The sequence below is a fragment of the Nonomuraea sp. NPDC051298 genome (assembly GCF_055586305.1).
In genome coordinates, this window is sequence record NZ_JBVJIM010000010.1 from 213,199 (window position 1) to 226,060 (window position 12,862).

16 protein-coding genes, 1 tRNA gene and 1 other RNA gene are annotated in these 12,862 nt (G+C 69.7%); 8 read left to right on the forward strand and 10 right to left on the reverse strand.

Translation table 11 applies throughout. The features are described from left to right. Window positions 1-59: 59 nt before the first annotated feature. The 3 genes from ACZ6S0_RS27750 to ACZ6S0_RS27760 are packed head-to-tail and all read right to left on the reverse strand — an operon-like array spanning window position 60 to window position 1,535. Complete coding sequence (locus ACZ6S0_RS27750; protein ID WP_465922247.1) at window positions 60-590, reverse strand: DUF5063 domain-containing protein; 531 nt, start codon at window positions 588-590, stop codon at window positions 60-62. Further along, window positions 583-1,182, reverse strand: a complete 600-nt coding sequence (recR, locus tag ACZ6S0_RS27755; RefSeq protein ID WP_344879063.1) for a recombination mediator RecR — start codon at window positions 1,180-1,182, stop codon at window positions 583-585. Before recR ends, ACZ6S0_RS27750 begins: the two co-directional genes overlap by 8 nt. A 2-nt stretch (window positions 1,183-1,184) precedes the next feature. After that, window positions 1,185-1,535, reverse strand: coding sequence for a YbaB/EbfC family nucleoid-associated protein (locus ACZ6S0_RS27760; RefSeq protein WP_465922248.1), 351 nt, complete (start codon window positions 1,533-1,535; stop codon window positions 1,185-1,187). Window positions 1,536-1,963: 428 nt separating this feature from the next. Between ACZ6S0_RS27760 and ACZ6S0_RS27765 the strand changes: the two genes are divergently transcribed. Beyond that, window positions 1,964-3,403, forward strand: a complete 1,440-nt coding sequence (locus ACZ6S0_RS27765; RefSeq protein ID WP_465922249.1) for a helix-turn-helix domain-containing protein — start codon at window positions 1,964-1,966, stop codon at window positions 3,401-3,403. Between the two features lie 267 nt (window positions 3,404-3,670). Here the strand turns inward: ACZ6S0_RS27765 and ACZ6S0_RS27770 are convergent, their stop codons facing one another. After that, entirely contained in the window at window positions 3,671-6,154 is a 2,484-nt protein-coding gene (locus ACZ6S0_RS27770; RefSeq protein ID WP_465922250.1) for a DNA polymerase III subunit gamma and tau, read from the reverse strand. 31 nt (window positions 6,155-6,185) lie between these two features. Further along, an RNA gene (gene ffs, locus ACZ6S0_RS27775) (signal recognition particle sRNA small type) lies at window positions 6,186-6,281 on the reverse strand. Between the two features lie 98 nt (window positions 6,282-6,379). Between ffs and ACZ6S0_RS27780 the strand changes: the two genes are divergently transcribed. The 3 genes from ACZ6S0_RS27780 (at window position 6,380) to ACZ6S0_RS27790 (ending at window position 8,106) form a co-directional block, all read left to right on the forward strand. After that, a tRNA-Ser gene (locus ACZ6S0_RS27780) sits at window positions 6,380-6,464 on the forward strand. Between the two features lie 150 nt (window positions 6,465-6,614). Continuing rightward, a complete protein-coding gene (locus tag ACZ6S0_RS27785; RefSeq protein WP_465922251.1) occupies window positions 6,615-6,839 on the forward strand; it encodes a hypothetical protein in 225 nt (74 codons plus the stop codon). 85 nt (window positions 6,840-6,924) lie between these two features. Then, entirely contained in the window at window positions 6,925-8,106 is a 1,182-nt protein-coding gene (locus tag ACZ6S0_RS27790; RefSeq protein ID WP_465922252.1) for a helix-turn-helix domain-containing protein, read from the forward strand. Here the strand turns inward: ACZ6S0_RS27790 and ACZ6S0_RS27795 are convergent. Further along, window positions 8,103-8,414 carry a hypothetical protein gene (locus ACZ6S0_RS27795; RefSeq protein ID WP_465922253.1) on the reverse strand — a complete coding sequence of 104 codons (312 nt, stop codon included), beginning with the start codon at window positions 8,412-8,414 and terminating at the stop codon, window positions 8,103-8,105. The genes ACZ6S0_RS27790 and ACZ6S0_RS27795 overlap by 4 nt on opposite strands. Here ACZ6S0_RS27795 and ACZ6S0_RS27800 point away from each other — a divergent pair. Further along, window positions 8,413-8,847 (forward strand): hypothetical protein, encoded by a 435-nt coding sequence (locus ACZ6S0_RS27800; protein WP_465922254.1) that lies wholly within the window; start codon window positions 8,413-8,415, stop codon window positions 8,845-8,847. The two genes, ACZ6S0_RS27795 and ACZ6S0_RS27800, sit on opposite strands and share 2 nt — an antisense overlap. A 44-nt stretch (window positions 8,848-8,891) precedes the next feature. Here ACZ6S0_RS27800 and ACZ6S0_RS27805 read toward each other — a convergent pair whose 3' ends face one another. Then, on the reverse strand, window positions 8,892-9,221 hold the full coding sequence (locus tag ACZ6S0_RS27805) for a hypothetical protein (protein WP_465922255.1): 330 nt from the start codon (window positions 9,219-9,221) through the stop codon (window positions 8,892-8,894). 31 nt (window positions 9,222-9,252) lie between these two features. Continuing rightward, window positions 9,253-9,657: a YbaB/EbfC family nucleoid-associated protein gene (locus tag ACZ6S0_RS27810; protein WP_465922256.1), complete on the reverse strand. Its 405-nt coding sequence runs from the start codon at window positions 9,655-9,657 to the stop codon at window positions 9,253-9,255. Between the two features lie 166 nt (window positions 9,658-9,823). On the opposite strand from ACZ6S0_RS27810, the gene ACZ6S0_RS27815 reads away from it, so the two are divergent. Next, window positions 9,824-10,129, forward strand: coding sequence for a hypothetical protein (locus ACZ6S0_RS27815; RefSeq protein WP_465922257.1), 306 nt, complete (start codon window positions 9,824-9,826; stop codon window positions 10,127-10,129). Beyond that, window positions 10,129-10,947 carry a WXG100 family type VII secretion target gene (locus ACZ6S0_RS27820; protein ID WP_465922258.1) on the forward strand — a complete coding sequence of 273 codons (819 nt, stop codon included), beginning with the start codon at window positions 10,129-10,131 and terminating at the stop codon, window positions 10,945-10,947. The genes ACZ6S0_RS27815 and ACZ6S0_RS27820 overlap by 1 nt, the downstream gene beginning before the upstream one ends. Before the next feature lie 71 nt (window positions 10,948-11,018). On the opposite strand, the gene ACZ6S0_RS27825 is transcribed toward ACZ6S0_RS27820, so the two are convergent. After that, entirely contained in the window at window positions 11,019-11,579 is a 561-nt protein-coding gene (locus ACZ6S0_RS27825; RefSeq protein ID WP_465922259.1) for a GNAT family N-acetyltransferase, read from the reverse strand. A gap of 203 nt (window positions 11,580-11,782) precedes the next feature. Between ACZ6S0_RS27825 and ACZ6S0_RS27830 the strand changes: the two genes are divergently transcribed. Next, window positions 11,783-12,178: a hypothetical protein gene (locus ACZ6S0_RS27830; RefSeq protein ID WP_465922260.1), complete on the forward strand. Its 396-nt coding sequence runs from the start codon at window positions 11,783-11,785 to the stop codon at window positions 12,176-12,178. Between the two features lie 19 nt (window positions 12,179-12,197). Here ACZ6S0_RS27830 and ACZ6S0_RS27835 read toward each other — a convergent pair whose 3' ends face one another. Beyond that, complete coding sequence (locus ACZ6S0_RS27835) at window positions 12,198-12,839, reverse strand: LysE family translocator (RefSeq protein ID WP_344879036.1); 642 nt, start codon at window positions 12,837-12,839, stop codon at window positions 12,198-12,200. Between the last annotated feature and the right edge of the window lie 23 nt (window positions 12,840-12,862).

Here is a 12,862-nt window from a genome sequence, read left to right on the forward strand (position 1 = left end):
CGGACCCGCTCCGGGCGGGGCGTCGCGGCGGGCCGTCGCGAGGGGTCGTCGCGGCGGGCTCAGACCGTCGTGGCCTCCTCGGCCACGTCGAGGCGCGAGTGCGCGACCAGGGCCTGCAGCGCGCGCATCGCGGCGCCCGCGTGGTTGCCCCAGGTGTTGAAGTAGGAGTACTGCCACCACCACAGCGCCTCGTGCGGACGGCCGGCGTGGTAGTGGCGCAGCCCGTGGATGAGGTCTGCCGCGACCGCCGTAAGGTCGTCCGACAGCCGGTACGGGGTGACGCCGGTGTCCTTGTACGGATCGAACACCTCGGCGTAGTCGTCCACCGCCTCCAGCCGCTCGGCCAGCGACGTGCGGACCCCGTCGATGTCGGGGTCCTCGCTCATCGGCGGCTCGTAGTTGCCGGCGAGGATGACGTCGCGGTTCGCGCCCAGCTTGGCTCCCGCCAGGCTCACCTGGGCGACCTCCACCAGCAGGATCGACCAGATGGCGTCTCCGCCCTCGCCGCCCGCCACCCTGGTCAGCCCGTCCACGTAGTTCTGCGCGTGCCCGGAGATCTCCTCCGCGAGGGTGCTCCACTGGTCAGACATCCAGCAGCCTCCGTCCTTCGAACGCGCGGCCCAAGGTGACCTCGTCGGCGTACTCGAGGTCACCGCCCACAGGCAGACCGCTGGCCAGTCGTGTCACTTTGATGCCCATCGGCTTGACCAGACGGGCGAGGTAGGTAGCCGTCGCCTCGCCTTCGAGATTGGGGTCGGTGGCGAGGATGAGCTCGGTGACGCGGCCGTCGGCCAGGCGCGTCATCAGCTCACGGATGCGCAGGTCGTCGGGGCCGACCCCGTCGATCGGGCTGATCGCGCCGCCGAGCACGTGGTAGGTGCCGCGGAACTCGCGCGTCTTCTCGATCGCCACGACATCCTTCGGCTCCTCCACCACGCAGATGACGTGCGTGTCGCGGCGCGGGTCGCGGCAGATGCGGCACTCCTCCTCGGAGGCCACGTTGCCGCAGACCCGGCAGAACCGGACCTTCTCCTTGACCTCCAGCAACGCGTGCGCCAGCCGCTTGACGTCGGCCGGGTCGGCCGCCAGCAGGTGGAACGCGATCCGCTGCGCGCTCTTGGGACCGACCCCGGGCAGCAGGCCAAGCTCGTCGATCAGGTTCTGGACGACCCCTTCGTACATGCCTAGAACCCTGGCAACTGTCCGAGGCCGCCGCCACCCAGACCCTGGGCCAGCGGGCCGAGCTTTTCCTGCTGCAGGTCGGCGGCCGCGCGCACGGCGTCGCGGACGGCCGCGATCACCAGGTCGGCGATCGTCTCGGCGGTGTCCTGCGCGTCGCCGGCGTCGATCACGCTCGGGTCGATCCTGAGCTCGAGCAGCTCGCCCGAGCCGTTGACCACGGCCGTGACCAGGCCGCCGCCCGCCGAGCCCTCGATCTGCGCGTCGTTGAGCTCCTGCTGGGCGCTCACAAGCTGCTGCTGCATGAGCTGGGCCTGCTCCAGCAGCTGCTGCAGGTTGACATCCCCTGGGTTCACCGTCGTGCGCTCCTCGTGGCTCCGCGTTCTTGACTGCCACGAGCCTACGGTGTTTGGGCGGTGTCATGTACTGGGGTGTCCCCCTGTTTCGTACCCGGTTCCTGTATGGGACGACCTACCCGGCCCCATGCGCCGCCCGTTGCGGGTGTTTTCCCTCCGGAACAGGCGATCCGCCCCGATCCCGACTTCTCGGGTTCTGTCGGGCGTCGGCGTGTTTTGGCCGGGTCTCGGCCCCCCTCCAGCGTCCGAGACCCGGCCATCACGCCGGCGGAGCGGCCGCACCACGCCGACGCGTTGGATCGAGACGCTAGTCAGCGGAACGTTGCACACACGTTGCTTTCGTTCAATCACTCTCCGCAATCCCCCTTGAACGGGTTGCACTTCCGGCGCGCAGGACGGATGCTCTAGATGACTACTTGGAGTGACCGATGAGTTACGCCCACCTAGACGCGTACTCCCGCCTGCTGCGCGGGGCGCACGAAGCCGCGGCCACGGGTCTCACCTCGCCGCAGTCGCCCCGCCGCCTGATCAAGGCATCCTGGCGGCGTTCGCTGGATGCAGGAATCGACCCGGAAGGCAAGAGTGCCCCACTTGCCGTGGACCTGTCCCACATGAGGGACCTCCGTCAGGCGCACCCCCTGCGCCCGCTGCTGCCGATGATCGCGCAGACGCTGTCCGGCCTGGCCGACGAGTCCGGACATGTCATGATTGTCACAGACTGCGACGGACGGGTGCTGTGGCGCGACGGCAACCACACCACCATGGGCCGCGCCGACCAGATCGGCCTGACCGACGGGCACCACTGGTCCGAGCACAGCGTCGGCACCAACGGCATCGGCACCGCCCTGGCCACGGGCCGGCCCGTACACGTCTACTCGGAGGAGCACCTCATGCGCGTGCTGCACGTGTGGTCGTGCAGCGCCGCCCCGATCATCGACCCCGACTCCGGCCGGGTCATCGGCTGCGTCGACGTCAGCGGCACCGCCCGCAGCCTGCACCCCGCCACGGTGGCCCTGGTCGCCGCCACGGCCAAGCTCGCCGAGACGCAGCTCGCCCTGCGCATGCACGAGCGCGACGAACGCCTGCGCCGCCGCTACGAGTCCCTGCGCGGGCGGCCGGGCGTCCTGCTGTCCGCCACCGGCCGCGTCATCTCCGGCGACCCTGCCGGCGACCTGGGCATACGCGTCCACCTCGGCGAGCGGGCCGTCCACGTGCCCGGCCGGCGCATGATCCTGCGCGACGGCACCACGGCCCTGCTTGAACCGTTCTCCGACGGCTTCCTCCTGCGCCCCTCGGCCACCGCCGCGCCGCCGGTCCTGACCCTGTCGTTCCTCGGCGAACGGTCGCCCTCGGCCACGTTCGGCGACCGCGACCGGCCGCTCTCGCTGCGGCACGCGGAGATCCTCACCCTCCTCGCCCTGCACCCGCACGGGCTGACCGCCGAACAGCTCTCCTGCCACCTGTACGGCGACGACGGCAACCCCGTCACGATCCGGGCGGAGATCCACCGGCTGCGCGCGCAGCTCGGGGAGGCCATCGCGGCCAAGCCGTACCGGCTGACGTGCCCGGTGGAGGCCGACTTCCTGACGCTGGGCCGGCTCCTGTCGGCCGGTGAGCCGGGTCCGCTGGCGCGGGCGTACCCGGGGCCGCTGCTGCCACGCTCGGAGTCGCAGGAGATCCGGCGGGAGCGGGACGAGCTGGAGGCGCAGGTACGCGCCTGCCTGCTGCGGCGGGGGGCGCCGGAGGACCTGTGGGCGTACGCGCAGACGAGCGGCGGGCGCGACGACTACGAGGTGCTCGAACGTCTCGCGGCCCTCCCGTCCACCGACCCCCGCTCAGCGGCCGCCCGCTCCCGCCTCCTGTCCTGAGGCCGTTCACCTGGGTTCGCCCGAGTTCGCCTGGGTTCGCCTGATTCAGCCCGCCCCACTCGGCGTCGGCTCATCCGACTCGGCGTCGACCCGCCTGCTTCGGCTCGCCCATCACCCGGCCAGAGCGGGCCGAGTACCGGTGATTCAACGCGCCCTTCACCCGGCCAGGGTGGCCCGCGAGGCGATCCAAGGACCGGACACGTGTGATCAGGCGTGCGATCAAGTGGGTGATCAGGTGGGTGATCAGGTGGGTGGTCAGGTGGGTGGTCAGGTGTGGTCGATCTCGCCGATCACCTGGGCGCCCAGCTCCCGTTCGAGCAGGGCCATGCCCGAGACCGCGTCGACGTCGGCGTCCGCGTCGTTGAGCGGGTCGACCTCGTCGGACTCGGCCCCCTTGGCCCGGCCGGGAATGGCGTCGGGCCAGGCCCCCGCGCCGGCGCTGCGAGCGGCCGGGACGCGTGGGCCTCCCTGAGCCGCCGCCTTCGCCGCCGACCTCGCGGCGGCCAGCCCGGCGCCCGTGGCACCCCCGTTGGCCGCCTGCTGGGTCGCCGGGACGGTCTCCGTCGGGTCGGGACCGGGCGGGGAGCCCAGGCCGGGATCGTCGGGCGCGTCGGGCCAGGACTCGTCGGTGGTCTGGTGTGCCGGTGCGGCCGTCGCGGCGGCGGCCGGAGGCTGGTCGGGGTCCTGACCGCTCCGGTCGTCACGGGACGCCCCGTGCGAGGCCGTACGTCCCTGGGGCCCCGGCGCGTTCTGCCCTCCTGCGGCCTGACCGCCCGCCGCAGCCGGGGAAACCGGCGCGACAGACCCCGGAGCACCCTGAGGCCCGGTCACCGGCCCGTGACCACCGGACGCCGCGCCATGAGAGGCGGGACGGGCGGCACCACGGGAGGCGGGCGGAGGCCCGGAGCCTCCGACGACCGCCTCCACGCGCCAGGTGCCGCCGAGCACGTCGCCCAGCGCACTGGCCACCACGGCGTCCTTGCCGCCTCCTGTGAAGTTCTTCATCGCGCCGACCTGGGTGAAGCCGAGCGTGACCAGGTTGCCCTCCACGCCCACCACCTGGGCGTTGGTGCTCACGTTGGCCCAGACGACGATGCTGCGCTGCTTGAGCGCGGCCAGTACGCCGGCCCACTGCCCCTGGATGGCCCCCGCTCCCCCGGCCACCGGGGCACCGCCCCCGCTCGGAGCGGCGGCCTGCGACGCGGGTGCGGACGCCCCGCCCGCCGACGCCGCAGGCGCGGACACGACGGGCGCCCCGGGACGCGCGGGCTCGGGCCAGTCATCCCCACTCGGCGCGGCAGGCGACGGCACAGCGGTGGACGGCACAGCGGGGGCCGACGCAGCGGAGGGCGGCGCGGCGAGGGACGACGCGGTCCCGGCAGGCGCGCTCGCCACGACCGCCGGTGCCACGCTCCGCTCACCCGAAGCCTGCCCACCTGAAGCCTGCGCACCCGAAGCCTGCGCACCTGAAGCCTGGGCACCTGAAGCCTGCGCACCGGACGCGGACGCCTGCGGCCGTGGAACGCCCACCGGACCGACCACGGAGGGCCCGCTTCCGGCCGAAGCCGAGGCACGCGCCGCCATCTGGGCGACGGCGCCACCACGTTCGAGGCGCTCGATGCGGGCCAGCAGCGCCTCTTCCCCCTGCGCCGCCCCCGGGAGCAGGACGCGCGCGCACATCAACTCCAGCAGCAGTCGCGGCGAGGTGGCCCCGCGCATCTCGGTGAGACCGGCGTTGAAGACCTCGGCGGCCCGGGTCAGCTCAGCCGGCCCCATCGACGCGGCCTGCTGGACCAGGCGCTCCAGCTCGTCGGCGGGCCGGTCGAGCAGACCACTCGAGGCCGCCTCGGGAACGTTCGCCAGGATCACCAGGTCGCGGAAGCGCTCGAGCAGGTCGGAGGCGAAGCGGCGGGGATCGTGGCCGCCCTCGATCACCCGGCTGACCGTGTGGAAGACCTGCGCGCCGGCTCTGGCCGCGAACGCGTTGACGACCTCGTCGAGCAGGTCGCCGTCGGTGTAGCCGAGCAGGGAGACGGCCTTGGCGTAGGTGATGCCGTCGTCCTCGGCCCCGGCGAGCAACTGGTCGAGGATCGACAACGAGTCACGGGCCGAACCGGCGCCCGCGCGTACGACCAGGGGCAGCGCGGTCGGCTCGAAGGGCACGCTCTCGGAGCTGAGGATCTCCTCCAGCAGCCCCCGGAGCGTCGCGGGCGGCATCAGCCGGAACGGATAGTGGTGCGTACGCGACTTGATGGTGCCGATGACCTTCTCCGGCTCCGTCGTCGCGAAGATGAACTTCAGGTGCGGCGGGGGCTCCTCGACGAGCTTGAGCAGCGCGTTGAAACCCTCGCGGGTCACCATGTGCGCCTCGTCGATGATGTAGATCTTGTAGCGCGCGGAGACGGGGGCGAAGAACGCCCGTTCGCGCAGGTCGCGGGCGTCGTCGACACCACCGTGGGAGGCGGCGTCGATCTCGATGACGTCGAGGTGGCCCGGGCCGGTCGGAGCCAGCGCCACGCACGACTCGCACTCGCCGCACGGGTCGGGGGTGGGGCCCTGCTCGCAGTTGAGCGACCGCGCCAGAATGCGGGCGCTGGAGGTCTTGCCACATCCGCGAGGGCCGCTGAACAGGTAGGCGTGGTTGATGCGGCCCGTACGCAACGCCTGCCGCAGCGGGTCAGTGACGTGCTCCTGACCCTTGACCTCGGCGAAGGTCCCGGGTCGGTACTTGCGGTAAAGCGCAAGGCTCATACGACCATCCCGCCTGCGAGGGGGCTCCCAACGAAGAGACCCCCCGCACACCCGCCAGAGCCCGCTTATCCTTGCTGCCTTCCGGCCCTGGGGAGGTTCACAGGATGACGCCGCGCGAGGGGTCCTTCGACAGTCTAGCCGGATGCCGCAGTGTTCGCTCCACCCCCGCGATCCCCGGCGAAAACATGGTCCGCACACCCCGAGAAGTCCGGTAAGCTCGTCGGCGGAGGATTCGCCTAGTGGCCGAGGGCGCACGCTTGGAAAGCGTGTATAGGGCAACCTATCAGGGGTTCAAATCCCCTATCCTCCGCGCCTGGTTGAGGCAGTAAACGCAAAGGGGCCGACCCCATCCAAGTCGGCCCCTTTGCTATCCGGGTCTCAGTTTGGGTCTCACTTGACCTTCCAGCGCCTCTGACTTGCTTGGCCACGAATGGAACAGGCACGCGGCTGAGGAGTTCCCGTGGCGATCGTCAGTAGCGACTCCGTGGCCGCTGTGTCGGCCTACCTGGACCGGGAAGGGCTCGGCGGTCTGGCGGAACACGTCTCCGCGCGGGCGGCGGCGGACCCCTCGTTGATGAAGCCGAATCCCCACCTGCTCGACCAGGCACTCGTTCGCATCGGCGCGGGGGCGGACCTCATCGTCACCAGCACGGAAGACCTGGCGGACGCACTCACGACGCTCTGAAGACCTTGGCGATGGCGACAGAGGCGTTCGACAGTTCTGCGCCGTAGCCTGTGGATGAAGGCATGCAGGAGAGGCGGCAGGGTCTATGACCGATGCCAATACGCTGGGCGCGCGTCTCCGCGCCGTACGACGAGACCGTGACCTGACTCAACAAGAACTTGCCGAGCGAGCAGGCCTTTCACGGGACCTGATCGCCAAGTTGGAGCAGGGGCAACGACGATCGGCCCAACTCACCTCGCTCATACGCCTGGCCAACGCTCTCGACGTCGAGCTGTCCAGGCTGGTGGGCAGGCGCGATCAGCTCGGCGCTGACCGAGACGGTGGGAGCGTCCTGGCCCTGCGGGACGCACTACTCACACCGTCGCTCCTGCCCGGCCTGGACGACGGCCTGGACGGCGAACCCACCCCTCTGCCCGACGTCGAGCGTGCGGTGAGGGAGGCGTGCCGTTCCTACTGGCGCGGAGACTTCCCCACTCTCATCGCCAACCTGCCGGGCCTGCTCGCCGAAGCGCGCCTCTCGCACGTCGTTCACGGTGCCGCCGCCGTCTCCCCGTTGGCCATGGCGTACGACCTGGCAGCGGCCGTGATGGTTCACCTTGGGCGGGAAGACCTGGCCGCCGTCGGCGCCGAACGCGCCATCACCACAGCACACGGCGGCGACGACGAAATGCTGTGGGCCTGCTTGCACGCCACGTACGTGTGGGTCCTCCTCCACCAGGCCCGACTCACCGAGGCCGAGCAGTTGGCCACCACCATGGCCACGCGCATCGAGCCCGCCTTTTCCGCGCCTGCTCAGCACATCGCCGCCTGGGGCAAACTTCTCCTCAGCGCCATCGCCCCGGCGGCAGCGGCGGGGCGGGACATCACCGAGTACGCAGCCCTGGCCGCTGCCGGTGCCGAACGGTTGCGCGACACGGTCACGATCTACAACAGCCGGTTCGGCCCGGCCATGGTGGCAGAGCAGGAGACACACGCCTACACCGTGCTCCACGAGCCCGCCATGGCGTTGCAGGCCGCCAGGCGGATTCAGCCAGGCAGCCTGGAAGGCATCGCCTACGGCCGTCACCTCATCGACGTGGCCCAGGCCCACCTGGATGCTCGACACCGTGTCGCGGCCACTGAGCGGCTGCTGGAGGCCCGCGAGCTGTCACAGGTGTGGTTCCGCCACCAGGCGGTCGCGCGAGACCTCGTTGAGAGTATTCGGAACGAGGAGACCCGCCCGTCGCCTGCCGTGCGGTCGCTGGCCCGTACTTTCAACCTGAGCTAGTGGCACAGGCTCTCGATTTCGGCGGCCAACACGGCCATGTCGCGCACATGGGTGTAGTACCTGATCGCATACTCGCCGTCGATTGTTGGGAGAACGTCCTCGAACACCGACGTCAGCCGCGTCAGGCCAGAGCGGTGTTGTTCGCTGAGCGAGCCTTTGAGGACGCCTCCGGCGAAGCCGTAGGCGTCCGCGTCGAGCATCACCATGTCCTGGCCCTCGATGTCGAGGCCGCAGAAGTCGGCTGGGAACGACATGGCCATGTGCTCGGCCATCATCTGCGAGAGCGCTTCGAGCTTCTCTTCCAACATGCGGGAAATCAACCCCATCTTTCCGCCCGAGTGGCGGGATGCGGCCTGGGCGACGCTGCTCCCCGACGAGCTGGCAGAGTGGTCGGGCAGATGGCGGCACTGGTACGCCGAGACGACTGCCGGCGGGTTCCGTCACTACCACGACCGGCTGCGTACGTGGGACACGAGCCGCTTGCTCGCCGAAACCCAAGCCGATCTCCTCGCGACGGCACGGGCCACCGAGGACCGCACGAACGCCTGGACCCGCAAACCCGCCTTCATCGAGGCCCGCGACCACGTGTTCGCCCTGCCGCCCCCGCCCGTCGTGCCCGACCTCGACCCGCCGCCTCGAGCCGCCGACGACGCCGGCGGGACACGTGGGTGGAGGAGTTCTTCGACTGGCTGGACCCGGTCGTACGCGCCGGCCACGGCCTGTACCTCTGGATCTGATTGACCGTTTGAGAAGTGGATCACGGGTGCATAGAGGGGCATCCCGGCTCAGCCGTAGTACTTGGTGACCTTCGTCGGCGGCGTACCTTCCTTGACCCAGCCACTCCTGACGTTGCTGGAGACGAGAGCGAACTCCCATCTGCTCATCTCGCTTGTTTCAGCGGAGCCCTCCGAGTCCGTGACGGGCCGCGTCTCGCCCTCTTCCAGAGACAGCCACCCGTTTCCCAACGTCTCTCCGTCGGCGTTGGATGAGAAGATCTCTCCGTTCTCCGTATCGAGAACCAGAAAGGCGCAGCGCGCGCCGCCCTCCATGATGACGCGGTAGAGGTAACGGCTCTCCATGTTGGTGAGCAACTGCACATGGAACGACATCATCATGGTTGGACTCGACCTCCGGTGGCCAGCCCCGTCAGCGGGGCGAGAGGGCGGAGAGGAACGCCGCTTGCATGGCGTCCAGGCGTTCTTCGACCTTCTTGGCGTCGAAGGACGGACGCTCCCCGCCGTACGCCGCGGCGAACCGCTCCTCCTGTTGCGCGCGGACCGAGAGCTGGGCCGTACGCAATGCCGCCACGATCGCCTCGGCCAGCTCATCGCTGCTCATCGTGCGCAACAGGCGCGGATCGAAGCTGATCTCGCGTACGAGGCCGTCGGACTCCACCGCGGCCCGGACCTTCCCGTCGGCGGCGGTACCCTCCCCGGTGACCTCTTGAAGTCCGGTCATCGCCTCGGCCAGCTTGGCCATGGCCTGGTCCGCCTGCCGGCTGATCTTCTCGAGTTCTTCGGGCGTGATGGCGAGCGGATCGAAGTCGGACATGCCACGGCCTTCCCTGTTCGACGGCACAGCCTAGAAGTGATCAAGATTGCCCGAACGGCCCGGCAGCGAACAGCGTCTCGACGATGAACATCCGGCGAAGCCAAACGATCAACTCCCTTTCCCGGATAAAGATGACCTTGGATGAAATATCCCTGAAGGGAGTGGCATGTCCGGTCCGGAGGAGACAAGGTTCATCACCTTTCGCACGATCGAGACGATGAGCGAGCGCTACCAGGACGTCTACGCCGGCTACCGCAGCAGCCTCGACCGCATCTGGGACACCGACCTCGGCGACGCCCTGGGCCCGCTGTTCACCTCACATCTGCACGCCCCCTACGCCAAGGCGCAGAAGGGCTGCGTCGACGCCCTGCAGGACGGCGTCGAAGCGTCCCTGGGCATCTCCGAGACCCTGATGGTCTGCGCCCGCAACTGGCACACGGCCGAGCAGCTCAGCATGGTGGAACGCCGCTGATGCCCGTACCCCCGCCCGCGCACACCCTCGCGGTGCTCAGGAGCCTCCAGCTTTACGCGGCCGTACCCCTGGTCTGCCTGGCGCTCCTGACGAACTGGGGCGTGGACACGGACAAGATCTCGCAGATCGCCAAGATCTGGAAGCGGATGGCCCAGGACCTGGACCGCCCCATCGAGGTGCTGGACGACCTCCCCTACCAGTCGCGGCTGGGCTGGATCGCCGCGGACCAGCGGGAGTTCTCCCGGGTGACGGACGACATGCGCGCCGCCACCGAGGCCCTGCGGGACGCGTTCCACAAGATCGGCGACATACTCGAGAGCATCGCCATCGCGTTCCGGGTCTTCCTGCTGGCGATGGCGGGTCTCGGCGCGATGCTCATCCCGCTGACCGCGTACCTCATCGCGATGTCGCGGGTGCCCGTCGCGACGCTGCAGTCCTCGCTGGCTCTGAGGTGGTTGGCGAACGCCGCCGACAAGTTCGTGACTGTGATGTGGGTCGCGGTCTTCCGTCAGGTCGCGATGCAGTTGGCCATCGTTCCCTTCCTGCTGGTGCAGATCGATCGGCTGGACAGGATGGCCGACTTCCACACCGCAGAAGACGGAAGTGTCGGAGCGAAGCTGCGGGACGTGGATTTCGCCACCGTCAAGATCGACACGTCGGAGTATCCGACCTATCAGAGGCCGGACGACGGGGACGAACTGCCCGACGCGGCGGAGGGCTTCGAGTGGATCGCCCCGACCGAGCCAACCTCCGAGCCAACCTCCGAGGCACCAGCCGGGCCACCCACTGACCCGCCTGCCGAGCCGACCCCGTCCTGACCCCGACGTCCTGACCCCGACGTCCTGACCCCCGACGTACTGAGCCCCGACGTCCTGAGCGCCCGGTGAGGTCAGGCTTCGAACGACGACAGGCTCGCCGTGCTGAGGGTCTGCTCCGCGCCGAACTCCTCGAAGGTGCCGACCTGGCGGAATCCGAGGCGGGCGGCGAGTTTCAGCGAACGTTCGTTCGCGGTCTGGGTCACGACCACGACCGGCTGGTCGGGCAGCTCCGCCGCGGCGGCCCGCAACGCGACCGTCGCGGCCTCGTACGCGAGCCCCGCACCCCACGCACCGCGCCGCAGCACATAGGACAGTTCCAGCTCCCCGCCTTCCTCGGTGACGTGCCCGGGTCTCTCGGCGGGGCGGCGGTCGAGCATCAAGGTGCCGAGGAGGCTGTCCGTCGTGTGGTCGGCGATGACGTAGCTGCCCGGCATGGACGTCGCGTTGACGACGCCGATCGCGTCGAGGTACTGCTCGACGTCGCTCCTGGGCCGTGGGCCGCCGAGGTGGGCCCGGACCTCGGGATCGGTGAAGAGTTCGATGAGACCTTCGCGATCGCCGTCGTACGCCTTGCGCAGCCGGAGCCGATCCGAGGCGATCTCCATGGCGGACAGCGTGGTCGATTGCTCCATGACGCCCCATCCTGGCCGCGCCCGCCCTGGCGTTCAACCGCGCCGCATCCCCGGCACCCGCGGACCGTGGCAGCCGCTCGGGTCGACGGCGAAATGCCGGTACGACCCAATCCCATGCGTCTGCGGTCGTTTCCCAGACATGACCATCTGGGGCGGTTTTATGCTCACCCAGTCAATCGCTGCCCCTGAATCGGGAGGCTCGAATGTCCGAGCCCTATGGCGTCGAGGTGATGCCCCAGTCCGTTCTCGTGGCCAGGCTCTGCATGTGGGTCCAGGCGGTCTTGGGGATGGTCGGCCTGTTCCTGCTCTTCGTGCTGCTGGGGAGTGCCCCGGTCGGCGCGGTGGGCGGGGTTCTGCTGGCCGGGCTCACCGTTCCGCTGGTGATGATCCTGCTGATCGGCTTCCTCGCGATGCGGGTCGCGTCCCGGCGCGGCTGGGTGCGTACCTGCGGGATCGTCATCGAGTTCCTGCTCGTCCTGCTGGGCGTCTGGCAGCTCGTGGACGGCGCCGGTTTCGGGAACGTGCTGGGCGTGCTGCTGGCCGGGGTCGTGTTCGCGCAGTTGTGCAGGGCTCCGGCGGCGGCGTGGTTCGACCGGTGATCGCTCGGGGCCCTGGCGGTCAGGTGCTGACCAGGGCCTTCGAGCGGTCGGTCGCCATGCTGACGGCGAAGGCCCCGAGGACCGTGCCGGTGACGTACCGCTGGACGCGTACCCAGACGGGACGGCGGGCCAGGAACGCGGCCAGGCCGCCCGCCGTGATCACGATCAGGCCGTTGACCAGCGTGCCGACGGCGATCTGCACCGAACCGAGCGCCAGGCTCTGCAACAGCACGTGCCCCATGGCCGGGTCGATGAACTGCGGGAGCAACGACAGGTACAGGATCGCGATCTTGGGGTTCAGCAGGCAGGTCAGCAGGCCCATCGTGAACAGTTTGCCGGGACGCTCCTCCGGCAGGTCTCGCGGCTCGAAGGCGGACGTGCCGCCCGGCTTGAGGACGTTCCAGGCCAACCAGAGCAGGTACGCGGCCCCGGCCAGCTTGAGCGCCGTGTACGCGGCCGGCACGTACGCGAAGACGGCCGTCAGACCGAGGCAGGTCGCGGTCAGATAGACGCTGAACCCCAGGAAGACGCCCGTGAGCGAGATCAGCCCGGAACGGCGGCCCTGCGCGATCGAGCGCGAGATCAGATAGATCATGTTCGGACCGGGCGTGAGAACCATGCCCAGCGACACCAGCGCGATCCCGATCAAGCCAGCCGTCATGTCGGCAGATTATCCGACAAGCC